The sequence below is a fragment of the Blautia sp. RTP21359st1_E11_RTP21359_211015 genome, assembly GCF_040910705.1.
GTDB lineage: Bacteria > Bacillota > Clostridia > Lachnospirales > Lachnospiraceae > Blautia_A > Blautia_A fusiformis.
In genome coordinates, this window is the sequence record NZ_JBDGAB010000040.1 from 1 (window position 1) to 19845 (window position 19845).

Sequence of the window (19845 nt, forward strand, 5' to 3'; positions counted from 1 at the left end):
GAAGCAGCAAAGGCTCTGATGCCGGGAGCAGTTCCTGCAACAGAAGAGGACTGGGGAACGGAATATCTTGACTATATCCTTTCTGTAAAGGTAGTGGATTCCGTGGAGGAAGCCATTGCACATATCAATAAATATAATACAAAGCATTCGGAGGCCATCATTACCAATGATTATACCCATGCCCAGAAATTTCTGGATGAGGTAGATGCAGCAGCAGTTTATGTGAACGCTTCTACCAGATTCACCGATGGAAACGAATTTGGATTCGGTGCGGAGATCGGGATCAGCACCCAGAAGCTCCATGCAAGAGGCCCAATGGGACTCCTTGCACTGACCACCACCAAGTATATCATTTATGGTAATGGACAGGTACGTCCGTAAGACAGATACAGTAAAGCGGATTCTTTGGTCCGCTTTACTTTTTTGAAGTGTTGTGCTATACTTCTTTGTAATTGGATTTAAAAAGACTAACTCATAACAGGAGGACTTATAAATGAAAAAAAAGCAGCTTTTTGCAGTCCTGCTTGCAGGTTCCATGACTGTTGGAATGGCACCTGCCGCAGCGTTTGCCGCTGAAGATACCGGAGCGGTAACAGAGGCAGAAGCAACGACTGCAGACGAGAATACAGAAACACCAGATGACGGAGCAGCTGTGGATGACCAGTCACAGAGTGAAGCCGACTCCCAGGCAGAGGCAGAAGCCCAGGCAGCGGCTCAGGCTCAGGCAGAGGCAGAAGCACAGGCAGCAGCCCAGGCCCAGGCGGAAGCAGAGGCCCAGGCAGCAGCCCAGGCTCAGGCGGAAGCAGAGGCCCAGGCAGCAGCTCAGGCTCAGGCGGAAGAGGCGCAGCAGGAGCAGCAAACTACTGCGGCAGATGCAACGGTTACTACTGCGGCAGAACTTCAGGCAGCGATTAATAATGCACCTGATTTTGCAGGATCTATTGATGATAGTGATCTATATACATCTGCTTATAAGATTCTGATCAGTGCATCGTTTAATCTCACAGATACTATTACCGTTCCTGCCAATAAAAATATTGCAATTTTTGGTGCAACAAATGCTACAACTGTAGTTGGACGTGGAAGTGTTGCAGGAGATATGTTCAAAGTAAGTGCAGGAAGTATTTTGTCCATGACACAGAATGAAGGTGACGGCTCCTCAGAAATCGGTAAACTTTCTGTTGAAGGTAAGAAAGACGATGAAACTGCAGCCGATGGATCGATTGTTTCCGTAGAAGCTGGCGCTAAATTTGTGATGACGACAGGTGTTACCCTTTCCAAGAATGTTTCTACTGCAGCAGGTGCGGCAGTTAAAAACAGCGGTAAACTTGTAATTACAGGTGGAGAGATCAAAGATAATGTATCTACAGGCGGAGCTGTTTACAGCACAGGTACAGTTTCACTTGAAAAAGGTGAGGGTGCGTCTGATGACGAACCAAAGATCATCGAGAACTATACAAGCGCAGAAAAGAGCGTAAAATCCAATATCGTATTAGGACAGCAGGATCAGAGTGCTGGAAGTATCATCATTGCTGGTGCATTTGAGAACCAGAATGTTGGATATTCCGTAGAGAATCCGGCAGTTGACTATACAGTTTTCCAGAAGCCTGAATCTTTAGCTGCGGATGCATTTGCAAAGGCAATTAAGGCGATGAGCTATGAAGGCGACCAGAGTTATGGAATAAATACAGCTACAGGTCTGCTTGTTTCCAACATTCCAACGATTAATATTGATAATCCTACAAGTAAAGAAGCAAATACTGTTTCTGTAACCTTCACATCTGATAAAGCAGGTACATATTACTATAAATATGTTGCAAAAGGTGCGGAAGCTCCGACCATCGAGACAGCTACAGAAGGTGGAACGGTTAAGGCAGGAGAAACTACTTCCCTGAAACTTACCAAGGTCACAGACAAGACTATTGACCTTTATGTATGGGTAAAAGAAAGTGAAAGTGGTAACGCCATTGTTGGTGAAGGTGTAAAGAAGGATATTGCAGTAACACAGGCACAGAATCCAGTTGATCCGAAACCGGCAGCACCAAAGGTTACAAAAATCAGCGCAGAAAGTAAAACTGCAACAACTGCAGAAGTAGTTCTTCAGTCCGATAAGAGCGGTACATGCTATTATAAATGGGTGGCAAAAGGAGCTAAAAAACCTTCCATTAGCACAACTAAAGACAGCAAGGTTGCGATCACTGCAAAAAAAGATTGTAAGATTAATCTGAAAAATCTGAAAGGTGATGCGATTGATCTCTATGTACAGGTAGTAGCGGAAGATGGATCAGAGTCAGCAGTAACAAAGATTGCAACTGTTACTTTGAAAGAAACAGCGAAAACACCTGCGAAGATTTCCAACGTAAGCTACAAATGGAAAGGTCATACATCTGCTACTGTAACTATGCGTTCTGATAAAGCTGGTGTGTACTATTATAAATGGGTAAATCGTGGTTCTAAAGCTCCGACAGTTGATAAAATGAGCAAGGGGAAAAATGTTTCTGAAAATAAGGATTTCACGATCAGTTTGAAAGATTTGGATGCAAACAATGCAATTGATGTTTATGTGAGCATTAAAGGAACTGATGGAACTGTAAGTACACCAAAGAAGATTGCATTGGATGAAGCTAAGCGTCCGGCAAATGTCAGATGGGTTGGCTTTTCATGGATTAACCATACATCTGCGAATGTTATTCTTATTTCGAATAAGAGCGGTACCTGTTATTATAAATGGGTTTCTCGTAACAGTAATGGTACGTCCGCCACTCCGAAAGATCTTACATCTACCGGAAAACAGACAACGTTTACTGCTGATAAGAAATTTAATATCGGTCTTGAGGATTTAGACTCTGACAATCCAATTGATCTTTATATCCAGATCAAAGATAAGAATGGTGTTTTGACGAATCCATTGAAAATAGCATTTAAAGAAGATTCCAGACCGAAAGTTGCAGATCCAACTCCGACTAACACACCGAATGCATACATCCCGGAACCAAAAGACAGCGAGGTATTCGGTTTGGAAGAGCCAATTCAATTTTATCCAAATGTGGCCCATGAATTCCAGGTAATTGGAGCTGGAACAACCAATGAAAGTCCGAATGAAGGTGATGTGAAATGGGTTCCTCTTTATTGGAGTACGTCGTCAAACCCTAGTAAGAAGAATCAGTATGATTCATGGAAAATCGTTTCAAAAAACGGAATTGATAAAGAAGCCACATATAACATATATATTTTCTTTAAAAAGTACATCTACACCGGTGGTCAGTGGTTTGAAACAGACACCATTGAATCTGCAGTATGGCAGTTCAGATCTGCAAAACTGACACCTACCGGAACTCCGGGAGCAGATGGTTCATATGGCGGCGGTCAGACAGGCTCTGATCCGAACGCAACCATAACAGGAGAGGCATCTGCAACATCCTCCAACGGAGGCAACGGAACCAGATCTAAGAATGCAGTATCAACAGCCGATAACTCACCGATCGGAACCATGTCCGCACTGGCAGTGGCATCCCTTCTTGCAGGTGGATATGTGATCGTGAGAAGAAGAAAAAAGGACATCTAAACGCACAATAGCCAAAATAGCATAACAAATAAAAAAATCACCGGTTTTCCGAAAGAACAGGAAAGCCGGTGATTTTTTGTAAAGATAAATTTACAGATTTTTCTTCTTATAGATAAACCAGGAAGCTGCAATGCTGAATGCAATTAGATAGACTGTCAGGATCAGGACACTGAGGTAATTGACTCCACCGCCGGAAGCAATGGTACGGATCAGATGACTGGTCTGTGACAGTGGAAGAGCAGCTACAAAATTCCCAAGAAAACCCGGGATCTTCTCTGTAGAGAAGAAGGTGTTGCACAAAAAAGCCATTGGCATAATGATATAGTTGGAAAAACGAGGTACATCCGCATGGTTTTTGGCAAGGAAAGAAACCACAACACCGATGGCTGAAAATACAGCACCGTTGAGGAACATCACCAGCAATGACCATCCGTTGAACACAAGACCGGTTCCGATCGGCATGGTCAGAAGAAGGATGATTCCTCCTGCATAAAGCCCGCGGAGACTGCCTCCGATGATCTGTCCGGCAATAAACTGCCACAGAGGTGTCGGAGATATCATAACCTGGTCAAAGGCTTTCTCGTAAAGACGCTGTACATTCAGATTCTGTGCGATAGCATTAAAGCTTCCGTTCATTGTAGTCAGTGAAACTACACCAGGGATCAGGAAATTCAGATAAGGCTCTCCGTGTGAGGAGGTCTGGATCCCCATTCCAAAAACGATCAGATACATCAGCGGTGCGATCATGGCCGCCAGCGTGATCTTATAGAAATCCCTTCGGAACTCCACCCATTTTTCCCATAAAATAGTAAGTATTCCCATGATAATTCATCGTCCATTCTGTTAAATTATAAGATAACTGTGGCTGACGCCGGCTTATCGCTGCATCAGATGCCTGCCTGCGCGCTCCACAAAAACATCCTCCAGAGTCGTCTCCCGAAGGGTGCACTGTCCGTCCAGAGAGGACAGAAAAGAGATGGCCTCTTCCCGGCTGTGGAAGTAGTGGCTTTTTGCCCCTTCCGGTGTTTCCTGATCTACGGTATATTTGCCCAGGCCGTCGATCAGGCCCGATGGAGTATTGATCTCCTCCAGCTTTCCGTGATCCATAAGTGCTACCCGGTTGCAGAGAGACTGTGCCTCTTCCATATAGTGGGTTGTCAGAAGAATGGTCAGATTTTTTCCGTTCAGCTGACGGAGAAGATTCCACATCTGTCGTCTGGATAGCGCGTCCATGCCTGCAGTGGGCTCGTCCAGAAGAAGGATCTCCGGACTTGTGAGAAGTGCCCGGCATACCATAAGCTTTCGTTTCATACCACCGGAAAGCTTCCTTACAGTCCGCTTGCGGAAGGGAAGAAGTCCACAGAAATCCAGAAGCTCTTCAGTTTTCCGTTTGATTTCTTTTCGTGGCATGAAATAAAGACGGCCCTGATATTCCATGATCTCGTCCATGTTCATATCCTGGCGCATGGAATATTCCTGCGTGATCACGCTGATCTTGCGCTTCAGATCCGGTCGGTTGCGTCCAAGTGTCTGCCCGTCAATGAGGATTTCGCCCTCTGTGGGCAGGAGCAGAGTGGAAAGCAGACTGATCGTGGTGGTCTTTCCGGCACCGTTGGGTCCCAGCAGACCGAAAAATTCGCCGGTTTCTATGCGAAGATCCAGAGAATCCACAGCAGTAAAACTGTCGAATTTTTTTGTGAGATTTTTTGTTTCGATCATCTCTGTTCATTTCCTTTCGTTTGTATGCAAATTTCACTCTATTATACTGGAAAAGAAGAGACATTTCAACAATTCTGAGATGTTCTTTACAGAAAAGGAGTGTTGTGCTATAGTGATACGAAGGAAAAACAAAAAACGGAGAGAAAACCATGAAACACAGGATGAGAACAATAATGCTGCTTCTTCTGACTATGCTGCTGCTATGCCCGATACAGGTTCTGGCTGCAGGTGGAGAGAACGCAGTGAAGACAGATCTGGAGGACGGAGAATATTCCATACAGGTGGAGCTGGAAGGCGGAAGCGGAAAAGCTAGCGTTTCTTCCCCCACATTGATGTTGGTAAAAGAGGGGAAGATGTATGCACGGCTCCAGTGGAGCAGCTCCAACTATGATTATATGATCGTAGATGGGGAAAAATATCTCAATGAGAGCGAGGAAGGCAGAAATTCTGTTTTTACTGTCCCGGTAACTGCCCTGGATGATAAGATGGAAGTGATCGCAGATACACTGGCCATGGGCGCCCCGCATGAGATCGATTATACGCTGACCTTTTATGAGGCTTCTATTGGCTCCAAGGGCCAGCTTCCTCAGGAGGCAGCGAAAAGAGTGGTTGCAGTTGCGCTGGTGATCATCATCGGCGGCGGTATCCTGAATTATTTTGTAAACAAAAGGAATCGGTGTTAAACCGGTTCTTTTTTTATGCCCTTTCGCATAATATACATAATAATGAACATGTATAAAGACGGAAGGAAGGGAACATCATGGATACAGTACAGGATAAAACCTACGAAGCAATTTATTATTCACTGTGGGAGGCAGCTAGGCGTTACAGTAGCTTTACGCAGTTTCGGGTGATCGGAAAAAGCCACGATGACCGGATGATCCCTATGCTGGAGATCGGACAGGGAGATGCCTGTATTTTCTGTGTGGCCGGCTTTTCCGGAACGGATGGACAGATGACGGACAGGCTTACCAGGATGGCACTAGAGCTTTGCAGAATATATGAATGCAACTGGACCGTGGACGAGCTTTATGAGGTAAAAAAGCTCCTGGATCAGACCAGGCTTTGTATCATACCGGTGGTCAATCCGGATGGATATGAGATCTGCCGGAAGGGCTACAATACTGTGCGAAATCCCATTTTCCGTCAGATGCTGAAAATGCAGGATGTTCCCTGCGATGAATTCGAGGGAAATGCAAGAGGAATGGATACTGCACGGAATTTTCCTACTACCTTCTGCAGCAGAAAAAAGATCCATCAGCAGCCTGCCAGTGAAAATGAGACACGTGCACTGATCCGGATCTTTCAGGAATACGGAGGACGTGGCCTGCTGGTTTTCTGCGGATATGGAAAAAAGGTGGTTTATTATCGGCGGGATCAGAATTTTTCCACTGGTCAGAGATGCTACCGTCTTGCACGCCACCTAAAAAAATGTACCAGGGGAAAGCTGGAGCAGCTTGCAATAGAACGAGAAGCGCAGAACGGGCGAAGGAGCACAGGCAGGCCGGAACAGTATTACGGAGAAATGATCCGCCAGCCGGCTTTCCGGATCGAATTGCCGGTAAATTCCGGAAATAAAGAAGAGGAAGAACGGGAAATCCGTGATCTGATGCTGCTTCCATTGGAATATATTTACTCTCTGGTACAGCTGTAAAAAAATCTGGCGTTGCACGGATGCAGGGTCTGTCAGCTTATGAAAAATAGGGTGACAGACATACCCGCTGAGAAACCAGTGTCGAATCCTGTCGGACGAATTTGATTGACTTCCGGATCTGTGGACCCTATAATAATATCATCTGAAACAAATCTTTTTTAACAAATGTCGCAGGAATCTTTCACCTCTGTAAGTAATGAGAGGAACTGCACATCTGAGCATATCTGCTCGAATAATTTCCATTCAGTATTTTTGCTGTATTATTATTTTGATCATGCTTGTCCTCACTTCAAAATCTGTGAGTTTAAGTGATGGGAGCATGTTGCGAATTGCCATATTGACTGCTATACAGGGAGGACTTTTTTATGGCTCAATTTATGTGGGGCAGGTCTCCGCCGGAATTTTCCTGATATCCGAACACTGTTTCTTTCCCTGCAGAGGGAAGTGATCATCAAATATCGTATGTAGAACAGAATACAGGAATGAAAATATTTTTTCGATGTATCGGCAACACAGTTCTGGGACTGATGCTGGTGATGGCATTGGTGCTTCTTATTCCCGGACTTTTCGGGATCCGGCCCTATGTGGTCTATTCCGGATCCATGGAACCTGAGATCCCAACCGGAGCTGTGGTTTTTACAAAGGAAGGAGAGTTTTCTCCGAAAAAGGGAGATATCATTACTTTTCATAACGGAGATACCGTTGTCACCCACAGAGTGGTTAAAAAAGAAAAGGACATCTTTATCACAAAAGGTGACGCCAACAAGACAGAAGATCCTGTTCCCGCAGAGGCGTCACAGATCATCGGGCGGGTAGTCTTTCACCTGCCTTATCTGGGCTACGTGATCCATTTTCTGAAAGCCCGGATCCCTTTTGCCGCAGTTTGCATAGCGGCATGTCTGTCAGTACTCTTTGATCTGGCATATACCCCAAAAAAGAAAAAAATACAGGGAGGAATTTAATCATGATGAAAAACAGAAAACTGGTAAAAGGAATCGCACTTGCTGCTGTGATCACTGCACTGGCAGCCGGAGGAACAGCTGCATATCTCACGGATTTTGAAACGGCAACCAACAGCTTTACCGTAGGAAAAGTGGATATCGACCTGGATGAGCCTAACTGGAAACCGGAGGACAATAAAGATCTGGTTCCTACTCAGGTGATCCGGAAGGACCCCTATGTAGCAAATAAAGGAGTAAATGAAGCATTTGTCTATCTGGAAGTTTCTGTTCCGGTCCGAAATGTGATCACAGTAGCCAAGGATGGTACCAGGAATGCGCTTGCAAAAACAGAGCTGTTCAGCTTCACCAAAAACAAGGACTGGACACAGCTGGAGCGGACCGAAGTGGGGCAGAATATGGTCTACACCTATGCATATAACCACATCCTGAAGCCGGGAACAAAGACTACAACTCTTTTTGATACAGTAACCTTTGCCAATATCATCGAAGGTCAGCTGGATACACAGCAGATTGATATGCCGGTACGGGCTTATGCGATCCAGGCTACCAATACCGGGGATGACAAGACTACGGTTCTGGAGCAGGCAACTGCTGCTTACCAGAAATATGTAAATCAGAATAAAGGACAGGCCGGTGGTGTTACGAAATGAATAAATTAAAAAGACCCGTTTTCCTTCTCCTGACAACAGGGCTCCTGTGCGCAACAGGGACTGCGGCGTATTTTTCAGACTTCGAAAAAAAGATAAATTCTGCTGCAGTGGGGTATGTGACAACGGAGATCGAGGAAGATTTTCCGGATCCTACACCTACGCCTATGGAGAATGGTCCGTCCTACAGAAAAGAGATCCGGATCGGAAATTTTTCCGGCAGTGTGAAAGGGTTCCAGGCAGACTGCTATGTGAGGATGTCCCTTTCCTACTCCAATGACGATATAGGCAGAGGCGTGAAATTAACAGGTCTGGATACGGCAAACTGGGTGTATAACAGTCAGGACGGCTATTATTACTACCGGAAAAAAATATCCGAGGGTGAAAAAACAGCTCCTCTGTGTACCGGATTTCAGATCGATCCCCAAAAGATCGATGATACTTACAGGGACAACATTAAAGATTTTGAGATCAATGTTTATGAGGAAGCTGTACAGGCAGAAGGATTTTCAGATTATGAAAGTGCGTGGAGGTATTTTTCAGATCCGGTTTCTGCTCAGGCAGAAAGGAGGGGGAATGCTTGAAAAAACACCTTAAAGCCCTGCTGGCAGGTGCTGCTGTGGCAGGCAGTATCCTGGCGTGCACGGCTGCTTATGCCAGATTTTCAGATTCCGTGACAGTGACCAATCACATATCAGTGGGAGATATCAATATTTCTCTTCGGGAACTGGAAAAAAAGGACGGCCGAGAAATGAAATATCAGGATCGCCGGATCGTTCTTCCGGGAGATGAGATATCCAAGATCCCCAGGATCACCAATCACTCAGAGCCCTGCTGGGTAAGGGTGAAGATCTCTTATACAGATGATCTGGAAGGTTTGGATGGTCTGGATGACAGGAATCTTACAGGAATGTCACCGAGATGGATCCGGAAGGGAGAGTATTTTTATTATACCAGGAAGCTGGAACAGGGAGATAGCGTGGATATTTTTACCGGTGTGACTGTACCATCCCAATGGGATGAATCCTACCAGGATAAGAAGCTGGGGATCACCATCGTGGCGGATGCTGTCCAGGCGGCAAATTTTGCACCGGATTTCCGTGCCATGTCACCCTGGGGAAATCAGAAGATCTTAAGATGTATCCACGATACCGATGGTCTTGTGGTTCAGAAAAAAAGTCCGGTGGATCTGAAGGTGGAGTTTGAAGGAAATGCGCACAAACTGATCGCGGCTCCGGAAGACTTTTTTTCCGGATTTTCCACGGCAATGCCGGGAGATGTTTTTCATGATTCTGTAGAGATACGTAATACAACGGAGCATGCAGCAGAGATCTTCTTCCGCACATCACCGGAATGTAAATCGGTAAAGGATCAGGAATTTCTGAAAAAGCTGAAGCTGGTGATCACCATGAATGATAAAAAGCTGTATTCCGGTGATCTTCTGGCTGCATCTCTCAATAAGGCCGTGTCCCTGGGGGAATTTTCCAGCGGAGAAAAAGGAAACATGAGATTTGAGGTTACGGTTCCGGCAGAGCTGGATAATTTATATGCTCTTCGAGCTGCAGATGTGAAATGGATCTTTTCTGTGGCGGAGGATCAGGAGACGGCAGATACTAGCCCTATTCCACGCCGGAATGGCAGGAAAGAAGCCACAGAAAGAGCTTCCGGAAATAACAGTTCTTTGGTAAGGACAACACCAGTGAAGACCGGAGATGAATCTCCTGTGATCCTGTTTGCACTGATGGCTGGTATGGCGCTGCTTACCTGCAGTCTGACGCTATGGAAAGGAGGACGAAAAAATTGAAAAGAAGAATGATCGGTGCATGGCTGGCATTGATGATCACAGCTTCTTCTCTTGTGGTTTCGGCCAGTCCTGCAGCAGATATGAGTTCGGTATCAGCAGATCCGCAGCAGGAACAGACAGAACCGGAGGAAGAAGAGGAGGCCCCGGATATTCCGGTAACAGATCAGCCTGGGGAGGCTGAGATGCCGGTTCCGACAGCCTTGCCTGGACCGGAAACGGTGGAGGAAGCTTTTGAAGAAGGTAAAGATAATACTGAAAATGCGGACAGTGATGAGCTGATCGAACCGGAAGAAGAACCGGAAGCTGTTTCAAAAGAAGGAGAAAATATAGCTCTGACAGAGATACCGGAGCAGACAGAGGATCCGGGATTTACTGTATTCACGGAAGAAAACGCGGAAATCCTTACAGGAGAAAGTGAAGAGGATCAGGAACTGATCCAGGATATCGAAAACGGAGAGATCATTGCTCTTTCTGCAGCACTTCCCGGGGAGTTCCGGGAAGCTGGCAGTGCGGAAGTAATCTCAGAAGGAGAGGAGGCTATCGCAGCTACAGCACTTTCCCCGTCCCAGTATTATCTGGACAGCTGGACCAGGGTTTACTGCGATGAGATCTGGACAGCTGCCAATGATTTTCTTGGTTCCGGAAATAAAACCCGTATGGGATGTACGTATCGTTCTGTACATTATATTGATGATACAGGAGAGGAAAAGGTTTCGCCTCTCTATTGCCTGAAAGCAACTCAGGATGGTCTGGACAGTATGACGCTGAAGAATGAGGCAGTAAAAGCACTGACTAATTCTGTGATCCAGAAGCTTTTGTACTTTGGCTACGGGGGACCGGGGGATCTGGGGACCGGATATGACCCCTCCTGCAGTCACATAGATTGGTCAAAATGGCAGAACCGTTATGTATTTACTCATATTGCGCTGTCAAAGGTATATTTTAATGACTGTGGATATGCCACAGCAGCAGAAGTAGAACATACAGGGATAAACCGCCTGATCGATAAGATCCAGACATTGACGATCCCTGCAAGAAACAAAGCTGCCGTTTATGTTTCCGAAGACGGTTCCTGGGCAGCAGCATCCGGAAAGACGATCCCGTTAAGTGTATTTCGAAGCAGACCTGCAGGTTTTCCCTTTGTTCCGGACAGTATGAAAGACGGATTTCAGATGAGTACTCTTATGAAAGTAACAGATGGAGCAAAAGCAGGAAACGGGATCACCATAACAAGAGGAGCCGCAGAAAAATGGCAGCTGGCCTACTGGACGAGCGCAGCGGATTATAATTCACAGAAAACCAATCCCAAAATGATGTCGGGGACAAGCCTGAGCCTTAAGGATGGGGCATATTTTTTTCTGATCTTTCCGTTAAATGCATCTGCGACAAAGAAGTTTTCCTGCAAAATGCTGCTTCAGCCGGTTTCCTATATCCTGGTTGACGGAAGTGCCCAGGCAGGAAAAGATGGAGTACAGGATTTTGGTGCTTACGTATACCAGGGAACAAGAGGAAGCCTTTCGTTTTCAGTAAAGCCATCGGTTTACGGCAATGCAAAGCTGGTCAAGAAGGAACCCAACACGGGAAAACTGATCCAGGGAGCGCAGTACGGACTGTTTGCAGCAGAAGCTCTGACCTCCGGATACCGGACTATGTACAGTAAGGATCAGAAGGTTTCATCCGGAACAACAAACGCCGGTGGAGAGATCCTTTTTTCAAAACTGGTTCCAGGGAAATACTATGTGAAAGAAACGAAAGCCGCTGCAGGCTATAAACTGAACACCGCTGTCAAAAATCTTACAGTAACCGGCGGAAAGACAATAACCGTCAGCGTAACGGATATCATGGATATCAGCGGAACTGTATCCATCAGAAAGAAAGATGGAAATACCGGCGATCCGCTGGCAGGAGCTGAATTCACCCTGTATCAGTGGAGTAAAAAAAGCAAAGCCTACGTAACCTTAAAAAAACTGACTTATGATGGACAGAAACGTATCTATTATTCCGGGAAATTTAATTATACCGAAGACAATCAGGGAAAATTCCGTGTGCGTGAGACAAAAGCTCCTCCCAATTACACCGGAAACTGGCAGAAGAATTTTACGCTGGAAAAGCCGGGAGAAAAGCAGGAATTTCTGTTTGAAGCAGTGAACTATCAGAACGAAAAACGAAGGATAGAGGTTCGTAAGATCGATGCGAAGACCGGTGAAGTACTGAAGGGTGCGGAATTTACACTTTATGAATACAGTGCAGCCAAAAAAGCCTATAAAGAAAAAGGAACACTTCTGGATTATGATAGCTCAAGTGAGCTTTATGTAAGCAGTGAACTTTTAAAGACTTCGGATAATGAGGGAAAATATAAGATCGCGGAAACAAAGACTCCGCCCGGATATACAGGAAGCTGGGAAGAAGAGGTGAATATCACAGACAAGGATGCACGCCTTTCCTTTGAAGTTGTCAATGAACAGGAAAAGGAATATACAGGGGTGATCCGTCTGAGAAAAACAGATATCTATACCGGGGAAGTTCTGGAAGATGCGGAATTTACCGTGCTTCAGTGGAATAGAGGGAAGCAGACTTACCAGAATGACCTGGGCGTGCAGAGCATCCTGAAGTTTGACATAGAAACCGGATGGTACTCTACGGAAGAGCTGGTGCTCACAGATGACAATCAGGGAAGGTTCAAAGTAGTGGAAACAAAAAATCCGGAAAACTATACAGGCAAATACGAAAAGGAGGTAATCTTCCAGAAAAAAGAAAATACAGATACGGATACTGTGGATCTGAAAGCAGAGAATACTCCGGTAACACTTCCGCTGGGAAATATCACCATCATAAAAAAGATCAAAGAGGAGGATATTACCTGGGCTCATGGAAATCCAACCTTTTCCTTTGTGGCAGAAGGTACGGATCTATCCGGAAATCCTCACAGATATGAGGATTATGTGACCTTTACCAGAGGAAGCTATGAAATCGATAAAAATGGCTATGCAACATTATCGGTCACTCTCAGGAATATCCCGCTGGGGCAGTATACGGTCTGGGAAAAACCGGTACTACGCTACTATCTGAAAGATGTACGGGCAAATACAGAGAATGTCCGCATCATAAAAGGCGCTGCACCTGCATATGGTACAGATCCCCGGAAGATTGCTTCCGGTACGGCTGCTCTGACAATGCAAAACAAAAATGCATCGCTGACTTTTGTAAATGAGAAATCCAGATATGATCGATATTCCCATAATGACAGCATAAAAAATACCATACCCGTATCATTTTCCTGAAAAAATACAGAGGGGCAGGAGTAATCCTGCCCTTAGCTGCGTATTTTATATAGTAAAAAACAAACTGTAAAAAGAAATAAAAAAACTACATATATACCCAAAGATATGGTATACTTTTTTACAAATACTGTGAACTCAAGAACTCTCTTGGAGGTCGATGATGAAAACAGACGAAAAAAATCCCGTTTTTGATATTCGGGATACATTGGAAAAATACGCTTGCATTTATCGAAATACTACACTGAAGCTTTTTCAGTACTGTCAGGAGACAGACGTATATGAACGTCTGGACGAGTATCTGATGCCTGTAAAGAATATTTCAGATTTTAAAAACAGCGGACAGAAATACAGTAATGTATATAAGGGCGACTGGAAGTACCTGACGGATTTTCTGACATCCCGGGAAGGCGGAACGATAGAAGTGCGGTGTATCAATAAAGATGGTAATGCGAGTCTTCTGACAGTGCGGGGATTTGTAGCACAGGACAAAAACACAGGAGATCATTACTTCATAGGAAGCTCCAGAGATATCACCAGAGAAAAACTCCAGGAAGAGTTTCTTGAGGAACGTGCCCAGAAAGATCCTCTGACCGGAGTGTATAACCGCTTTTTCGGAAAAGAACTGATCGATGAATACCTTGCATCCAGAAATCCCTATGCAGGATGCGGGATGATGGTGCTTGATGTAGATTATTTTAAAAATGTAAATGATACTTACGGACATATGTTCGGTGATGAAGTCCTGAAACGTTTTGCGGAGCTGTTTGTGGCTTTGTTCGACATTAATGATGTGATCATGCGTCTGGGTGGCGATGAATTTGTGATCCTTTTGAAGGATATCAGCCATGCAGCGATCATGAAAAAGGCAGGAAAACTGATACGGGAAGTGCAGAAACTTAAATTTCCGGGAACCACGTATCTGGCAACCTGCAGTGTGGGGATCTGCTTTCTTCCGGAAAATGTTTCCGGATATACATATCAGCAGCTCTTTGAAAATGCAGACTGGGCACTTTACCAGGCAAAGAAAAATGGAAAAAACCGCTATGCTTTCTGTGATAATCTGAGACGTTTTGAGGATAAGACAGAGGAAAAGCAGGAATTATACGAGGGTGTTGAGATAGATGCCAGATATCTTCATAATGATATTGTTTCTACTGCATTTGAAATATTTGAAAAAATGAGCAGCTTTCAGGCAGCGATTGAACTTCTGATGAAGGTGATCGGTCTGAAATTCCGGCTTAACCGGATCACAGTCCTGCATACCAAGGTGGCAGAGCAGAAAATAAACAGGGTTTTTCAATGGGTTTCGGAAGAAGAATACAGGCTTTTGATAGATGAGATACATTTTTCAAAAAGTGATTTTATCACATTGTTTCGCCACAATGATGAATATGGTACTGTGGTGATTCAGGAGAATGATCTGGCTGAATATTCGGAACAGGGAAGAAAGAATGTGTTACAGTGCGGAGCAAAAACCGTAGTCTGTGCTGCCATGTACTGTGAGGGAAGCTATACAGGGGCTATTGCATACGTGACCTGCCAGGAAAAAAGGCTCTGGTCCAGAGAAGATCGTAAGCTATTGGGAGAAGTGACCAAGATCATTTCCGCGCATTATGCCAAGAACCAGGCATTTAACAGTGCTTATCGTAGCATTGCTGCAGAATCCGGACGGGATCAGCTTACCGGATTGTCTTCTTTTTCAAGATTTCGCGAAAATGTGGAGAAAATGCTGATCGGAGGTTACGGGCCGGGACATGCAGTGATATATACCGATTTTGAAAAATTTAAACGTATTAATGCAAAATACGGATATCGTGTGGGAGATCAGATCCTGCGGCAGTTTTCCGAGTATGTGATAAGCGTTCTAAAAACAGATATGGATGTATATTTTACCAGGGCGATCTCTGATCATTTTATCCTTTTCACTCCATGTGATATGGATGTTGATCCGGAAACATCTGTTTTAAAGACCAATCAGGAGTTCTTACGGCAGATGAAAGAGAAATATCCGGATATGGAGCTCTGTGTCCGCACTGGGATCTATCTGATCACCAAAGAATGTAACAATGCATCTGAGGCGATCGATGCAGCGAATTATGCAAGAAAATATGCTGCTGGAAATTGTGGAACAGGTGTTAAGCTGTATGACGAAGAACTGAAAAAGCAAAGCGATGCAGAGTGAAAGATACAGGAATACGGACCGGAATCTATGCTTTTTCAGAATTTCAGGAATAATCTTTCAGGAAAGCTTTTACAATAGAACAGAGATGTTTGCGGCAGGAGTGAGCTTATGAACAGAAGTGTTCCGGAAAGTCTTTTGATCTGTATTTTAGTCTTATGCCTGGCTCTGACACCCATTAGTGTCAGGGGAGAAACGGAAGATAGTGGAAAAGCACAGCAGCTGATCGAAGCGCCGGGTGCAGTCCTTATGGAAAAAGAAACCGGTACCGTGATCTATTCCAGGGATCCTGACACCCGAAGAAGCCCGGCCAGTATTACAAAGATCATGACATTGATTCTGATCTTTGATGCTATCCGTGAGGGAACCCTGCATCTGGAGGATAGCATTACCACCAGTGCTTATGCCAGATCCATGGGAGGGTCTCAGGTATTTCTGGAAGAAGGAGAAAAGCAGACTGCAGAAACCATGATCAAATGTATTGTGATCGCTTCCGGAAATGATGCCAGCGTAGCTATGGCGGAGCATGTTGCGGGAACAGAACAAGCCTTTGTGGAGAGGATGAACGAGAGGGCGAAGGATCTTGGAATGAAAAATACTCATTTTGTGGATTGCTGCGGGCTGACGGAATCACAGGAACATTATACAACTCCCTATGACATTGCACTTATGAGCAGGGAGCTCATCAGCAGATATCCGGAAGTTCTTACATATTCATCTGTCTGGATGGAGGATATCACACACGTTACCAGAAAAGGCTCCTCGAAATTTACACTGACCAACACAAATAAACTGCTGCGCAGCTATGAGGGGTGTATGGGACTTAAAACGGGCAGCACCAGTATTGCAAAATACTGTCTCAGTGCTGTGGCAGAACGAAACGGGATCACACTGATCGCCTCAGTGATGGCCGCACCGGACCCGAAAACAAGATTCCGGGATGCAGCAGCTCTTTTAAATTACGGCTTTTCTAAATGCACATTGTATCTGGATGATGCTCTGGAGCCACTGAAACCTATGAAGCTCCGCAAAGGAGTCAAAGAGCAGGTTCCGCTTGTATATAGAGGGAAATTCCGATATATCAGCACAGATGGAACGAAACCTGACAATGTTAAGAAAAAGTTGATCCTTCCCAAAGAACAAAGTGCGCCGGTGAAAAAAGGGCAGAAAGCAGGGGCACAGGAATACTATCAGGATGGGAAAAAGATCGGTAGTCTGGATATCCTGTACGGGGAAACAATAAAAAAGGCCGGATACCATGACTGGCTGGAAAGAACCTGTCAGGCATTTCTTTTGTGATGCCTGCAACATATTTTGACAAAAAGGGCAGACTGGATGTATAATACAACGGATTAAAGAAATAGCAGAACAGGGAAGGGATTTTGGATGAAAGAAATCAGAACAGAAGACGCAGTGGGACACATTCTGTGCCATGATATCACGCAGATCATAAAAGATGAGAAAAAAGGCGTTCTTTTCAAAAAGGGGCATGTAGTGAAAGAAGAGGATATACCACTGCTGCTCTCTGTAGGAAAAGAACACCTTTTTGTGTGGGAGAAAAAATCGGGGATTCTTCACGAAAATGAAGCTGCAGAGATCCTTTACAAAATCTGTGCTGGAAATTCTTCCAAAGTACATGGAACTGAGATCAAAGAAGGTAAGATCGAGGTGGTATCAAAGATCGATGGTATTCTGAAAATACGTCGTGATGCACTTGTGGCTGTGAATTCTCTGGGAGAAATGATGATTGCTTCCAGACATGGCGATTTTCCGATAAAAAAAGGTGATAAGGTTGCAGGAACCAGGATCATTCCGCTTGTGATCGAGAAAGAGAAAATGGATGCAGCAGAGAAGGCAGCAGGAAATCTTCCGATCTTTGACATTCTCCCTTACCAGCAGAAAAAAGTAGGGATCGTCACAACCGGAAGTGAGATCAAAAAAGGACTGATCCAGGATACCTTCACACCGGTACTCCGGGAAAAGCTTTCCGGGTTTCCGACAGAAGTGACAGGCCAGGTGATGCCGGGAGATGATAAGGAAGAGATCACAAAGGCAATTCTTTCTTTCGCAGATGCAGGAGCAGATCTGATCATCTGTACCGGCGGAATGAGTGTGGATCCCGATGATCGTACTCCGGGCGGGATCCGGGATACCGGAGCAAAAATCGTAACCTATGGAGCACCTGTACTTCCGGGAGCTATGCTGCTTGTGGCATATCTTGAGAGGAACGGAAGATCCATACCGGTACTTGGACTTCCGGGCTGCGTCATGTACGCAAAAAGAACGGTATTTGATCTGATCCTGCCCAGAGTAATGGCGGATGATGAGATCAAGGCAGAGGAGATCGCCAGGCTGGGAGAGGGCGGACTTTGTCTGAACTGTCCGGTTTGTACTTTCCCGAACTGCGGATTTGGAAAATAATATGAAAAAATTCAGAATCAAACAATATGAGATCCATACGGACAAGATCCATGCTCCACAGGGCGTGAGGATGATCCTTCTTGCAGATCTTCACGGAATATCCTACGGAAAAGATAATATACGGCTGACAGAGACGATCCGAAAACTTGCCCCGGACGTGATCCTTTCTGCCGGCGACATGGCTGTACGCACAGAAACGAATACTCTGGTAACTGCATGTAAGCTGCTGACAGAGCTTGCCGGAGATTTTCCCGTGTATTATGCACTTGGCAATCATGAATATAAAATGTTCCTTTCCGAAGAATACCGGCCATATTATGCAAAATACGAAAGAGCACTGAAAAAAGCCGGTGTGCATATTTTAAGGAACGGACATGAAGCTATGGTCCTGAAGGGAGAGCGCTTCTGTTTCTGGGGGCTGGAACTTCCCATCGAATATTATCACAAGCCGAGATCACCGAAGCTGAAAAAAGAAGTGATGGAAGAACTGATCGGTAAACCTGAAGATAAAGGGATGCAGATCCTGCTGGCACATAATCCAAAATACGGAAAAACCTATTTTGAATGGGGCGCGGATCTGATCCTGTCCGGACACTATCACGGAGGCGTTGTCCGCCTCAGTGAACATTACGGTCTTTCATCTCCTCAATATCTGTTTCTTCCGCCGTTTTGCTGTGGAGACTTTCACAAAGGGGATCAGCATATGATCGTCAGTGCTGGACTTGGAGAACATACCATCCCCCTTCGGATCCATAATCCAAGGGAACTGCTGGTGATCGATATAAAACCTTCCGAAAAAATGAAATGAGGAAACCCTATGGCATTATCTGTTAAGCTGAATGTATTTGAAGGCCCTCTGGATCTTCTGCTTCACCTGATCGACAAAAACAAGATCGATATCTATGATATTCCTATTGTGGAGATCACAGATCAGTATATGGAATATCTGCATTCCATGGAAAAAGAAGATCTGGGGATTATGAGTGAATTTCTTGTCATGGCAGCTACTCTTCTGGATATCAAATGTAAAATGCTTCTTCCGAAAGAAGTAAATGAGGAAGGAGAAGAAGAGGACCCCAGAGCAGAGCTTGTGCAGAAGCTGCTGGAATATAAGATGTACAAATATATGTCCTATGAATTACGGGACAGGCTTGGAGATGCGGCAGGGGTTTATTACCGAAAACAGGATCTTCCGGAAGAAGTGCTGCAGTATACTCCACCGTCTGATCCCCAGGAACTTCTCCGGGGTCTGACACTGGAGCGGATGAGTGCGATCTATCAGGCTTTGATCCGCAGACAGGAAAATAAGATCGATCCGATCCGAAGTAAATTCGGAAGGATCGAAAAAGAGGAAATATCACTTTCCGATAAATTGCTGGAAATGAAGGAATATGCAAAAGCTCACCGGAAATTCAGCTTTCGCAGGCTGATGGAAAACCAGCATTCCAAAATACAGCTGATCGTGACATTTCTGGCAATTCTGGAATTGATGAAAATGGGACATGTTCATGCAGAACAGGAAGATCTTTTTGATGATATTCATGTGGAAGTTATCACGGATCCGGACACATGGAAGAATCTGACAGAGTTCGCAGATGAATAATATAGTAGGA

General features: G+C 45.0%; 16 protein-coding genes. 14 read left to right on the forward strand and 2 right to left on the reverse strand.

Annotation, left to right across the window (positions count from 1 at the left end; genetic code table 11):
- A partial coding sequence (locus AB5026_RS13245; RefSeq protein WP_368213463.1) for an aldehyde dehydrogenase family protein occupies positions 1-381 on the forward strand: 381 nt, incomplete at its 5' end.
- 112 nt (positions 382-493) lie between these two features.
- Entirely contained in the window at positions 494-3565 is a 3072-nt protein-coding gene (locus tag AB5026_RS13250; RefSeq protein ID WP_368213464.1) for a hypothetical protein, read from the forward strand.
- A gap of 90 nt (positions 3566-3655) precedes the next feature.
- On the opposite strand, the gene AB5026_RS13255 is transcribed toward AB5026_RS13250, so the two are convergent.
- Both AB5026_RS13255 and AB5026_RS13260 read right to left on the reverse strand, forming a co-directional pair.
- A complete protein-coding gene (locus AB5026_RS13255) occupies positions 3656-4387 on the reverse strand; it encodes an ABC transporter permease (RefSeq protein WP_021650531.1) in 732 nt (243 codons plus the stop codon).
- Between the two features lie 54 nt (positions 4388-4441).
- On the reverse strand, positions 4442-5284 hold the full coding sequence (locus AB5026_RS13260; protein ID WP_021650530.1) for an ABC transporter ATP-binding protein: 843 nt from the start codon (positions 5282-5284) through the stop codon (positions 4442-4444).
- A 149-nt stretch (positions 5285-5433) separates the two neighbouring features.
- Between AB5026_RS13260 and AB5026_RS13265 the strand changes: the two genes are divergently transcribed.
- The 12 genes from AB5026_RS13265 to AB5026_RS13320 all read left to right on the forward strand — a co-directional run bounded on the left by AB5026_RS13265 (position 5434) and on the right by AB5026_RS13320 (position 19835).
- Positions 5434-5967, forward strand: a complete 534-nt coding sequence (locus AB5026_RS13265) for a hypothetical protein (protein WP_235812344.1) — start codon at positions 5434-5436, stop codon at positions 5965-5967.
- A gap of 77 nt (positions 5968-6044) precedes the next feature.
- A complete protein-coding gene (locus tag AB5026_RS13270) occupies positions 6045-6938 on the forward strand; it encodes a M14 family zinc carboxypeptidase (RefSeq protein ID WP_015524854.1) in 894 nt (297 codons plus the stop codon).
- Between the two features lie 482 nt (positions 6939-7420).
- Positions 7421-7900 carry a signal peptidase I gene (locus AB5026_RS13275; RefSeq protein WP_021650528.1) on the forward strand — a complete coding sequence of 160 codons (480 nt, stop codon included), beginning with the start codon at positions 7421-7423 and terminating at the stop codon, positions 7898-7900.
- Between the two features lie 2 nt (positions 7901-7902).
- Positions 7903-8550 carry a TasA family protein gene (locus AB5026_RS13280; RefSeq protein ID WP_368213467.1) on the forward strand — a complete coding sequence of 216 codons (648 nt, stop codon included), beginning with the start codon at positions 7903-7905 and terminating at the stop codon, positions 8548-8550.
- A complete protein-coding gene (locus tag AB5026_RS13285) occupies positions 8547-9131 on the forward strand; it encodes a hypothetical protein (RefSeq protein ID WP_022426771.1) in 585 nt (194 codons plus the stop codon). The genes AB5026_RS13280 and AB5026_RS13285 overlap by 4 nt, the downstream gene beginning before the upstream one ends.
- On the forward strand, positions 9128-10351 hold the full coding sequence (locus AB5026_RS13290) for a hypothetical protein (protein ID WP_022426770.1): 1224 nt from the start codon (positions 9128-9130) through the stop codon (positions 10349-10351). Before AB5026_RS13285 ends, AB5026_RS13290 begins: the two co-directional genes overlap by 4 nt.
- Positions 10348-13632 (forward strand): SpaA isopeptide-forming pilin-related protein, encoded by a 3285-nt coding sequence (locus tag AB5026_RS13295; RefSeq protein WP_022426769.1) that lies wholly within the window; start codon positions 10348-10350, stop codon positions 13630-13632. Before AB5026_RS13290 ends, AB5026_RS13295 begins: the two co-directional genes overlap by 4 nt.
- A 157-nt stretch (positions 13633-13789) precedes the next feature.
- Positions 13790-15814, forward strand: coding sequence for a GGDEF domain-containing protein (locus AB5026_RS13300; protein ID WP_368213469.1), 2025 nt, complete (start codon positions 13790-13792; stop codon positions 15812-15814).
- Between the two features lie 108 nt (positions 15815-15922).
- Positions 15923-17110, forward strand: coding sequence for a D-alanyl-D-alanine carboxypeptidase family protein (locus tag AB5026_RS13305; RefSeq protein ID WP_118608836.1), 1188 nt, complete (start codon positions 15923-15925; stop codon positions 17108-17110).
- Positions 17111-17197: 87 nt separating this feature from the next.
- Positions 17198-18232: a molybdopterin-binding protein gene (locus AB5026_RS13310; RefSeq protein ID WP_118608837.1), complete on the forward strand. Its 1035-nt coding sequence runs from the start codon at positions 17198-17200 to the stop codon at positions 18230-18232.
- A gap of 1 nt (position 18233) precedes the next feature.
- Positions 18234-19040, forward strand: coding sequence for a metallophosphoesterase (locus AB5026_RS13315; protein WP_173722267.1), 807 nt, complete (start codon positions 18234-18236; stop codon positions 19038-19040).
- A gap of 9 nt (positions 19041-19049) precedes the next feature.
- Positions 19050-19835 (forward strand): ScpA family protein, encoded by a 786-nt coding sequence (locus AB5026_RS13320; protein WP_015524863.1) that lies wholly within the window; start codon positions 19050-19052, stop codon positions 19833-19835.
- Positions 19836-19845 lie beyond the last annotated feature (10 nt).

Coding starts and splice junctions, on each gene's coding strand:
- AB5026_RS13250 (WP_368213464.1), top strand. CDS start 494: ATGAAAAAAAAGCAGCTTTTTGCAGTCCTGCTTGCAGGTTCCATGACT.
- AB5026_RS13255 (WP_021650531.1), bottom strand. CDS start 4,387: ATGGGAATACTTACTATTTTATGGGAAAAATGGGTGGAGTTCCGAAGG.
- AB5026_RS13260 (WP_021650530.1), bottom strand. CDS start 5,284: ATGATCGAAACAAAAAATCTCACAAAAAAATTCGACAGTTTTACTGCT.
- AB5026_RS13265 (WP_235812344.1), top strand. CDS start 5,434: ATGAAACACAGGATGAGAACAATAATGCTGCTTCTTCTGACTATGCTG.
- AB5026_RS13270 (WP_015524854.1), top strand. CDS start 6,045: ATGGATACAGTACAGGATAAAACCTACGAAGCAATTTATTATTCACTG.
- AB5026_RS13275 (WP_021650528.1), top strand. CDS start 7,421: ATGAAAATATTTTTTCGATGTATCGGCAACACAGTTCTGGGACTGATG.
- AB5026_RS13280 (WP_368213467.1), top strand. CDS start 7,903: ATGATGAAAAACAGAAAACTGGTAAAAGGAATCGCACTTGCTGCTGTG.
- AB5026_RS13285 (WP_022426771.1), top strand. CDS start 8,547: ATGAATAAATTAAAAAGACCCGTTTTCCTTCTCCTGACAACAGGGCTC.
- AB5026_RS13300 (WP_368213469.1), top strand. CDS start 13,790: ATGATGAAAACAGACGAAAAAAATCCCGTTTTTGATATTCGGGATACA.
- AB5026_RS13305 (WP_118608836.1), top strand. CDS start 15,923: ATGAACAGAAGTGTTCCGGAAAGTCTTTTGATCTGTATTTTAGTCTTA.
- AB5026_RS13310 (WP_118608837.1), top strand. CDS start 17,198: ATGAAAGAAATCAGAACAGAAGACGCAGTGGGACACATTCTGTGCCAT.
- AB5026_RS13315 (WP_173722267.1), top strand. CDS start 18,234: ATGAAAAAATTCAGAATCAAACAATATGAGATCCATACGGACAAGATC.
- AB5026_RS13320 (WP_015524863.1), top strand. CDS start 19,050: ATGGCATTATCTGTTAAGCTGAATGTATTTGAAGGCCCTCTGGATCTT.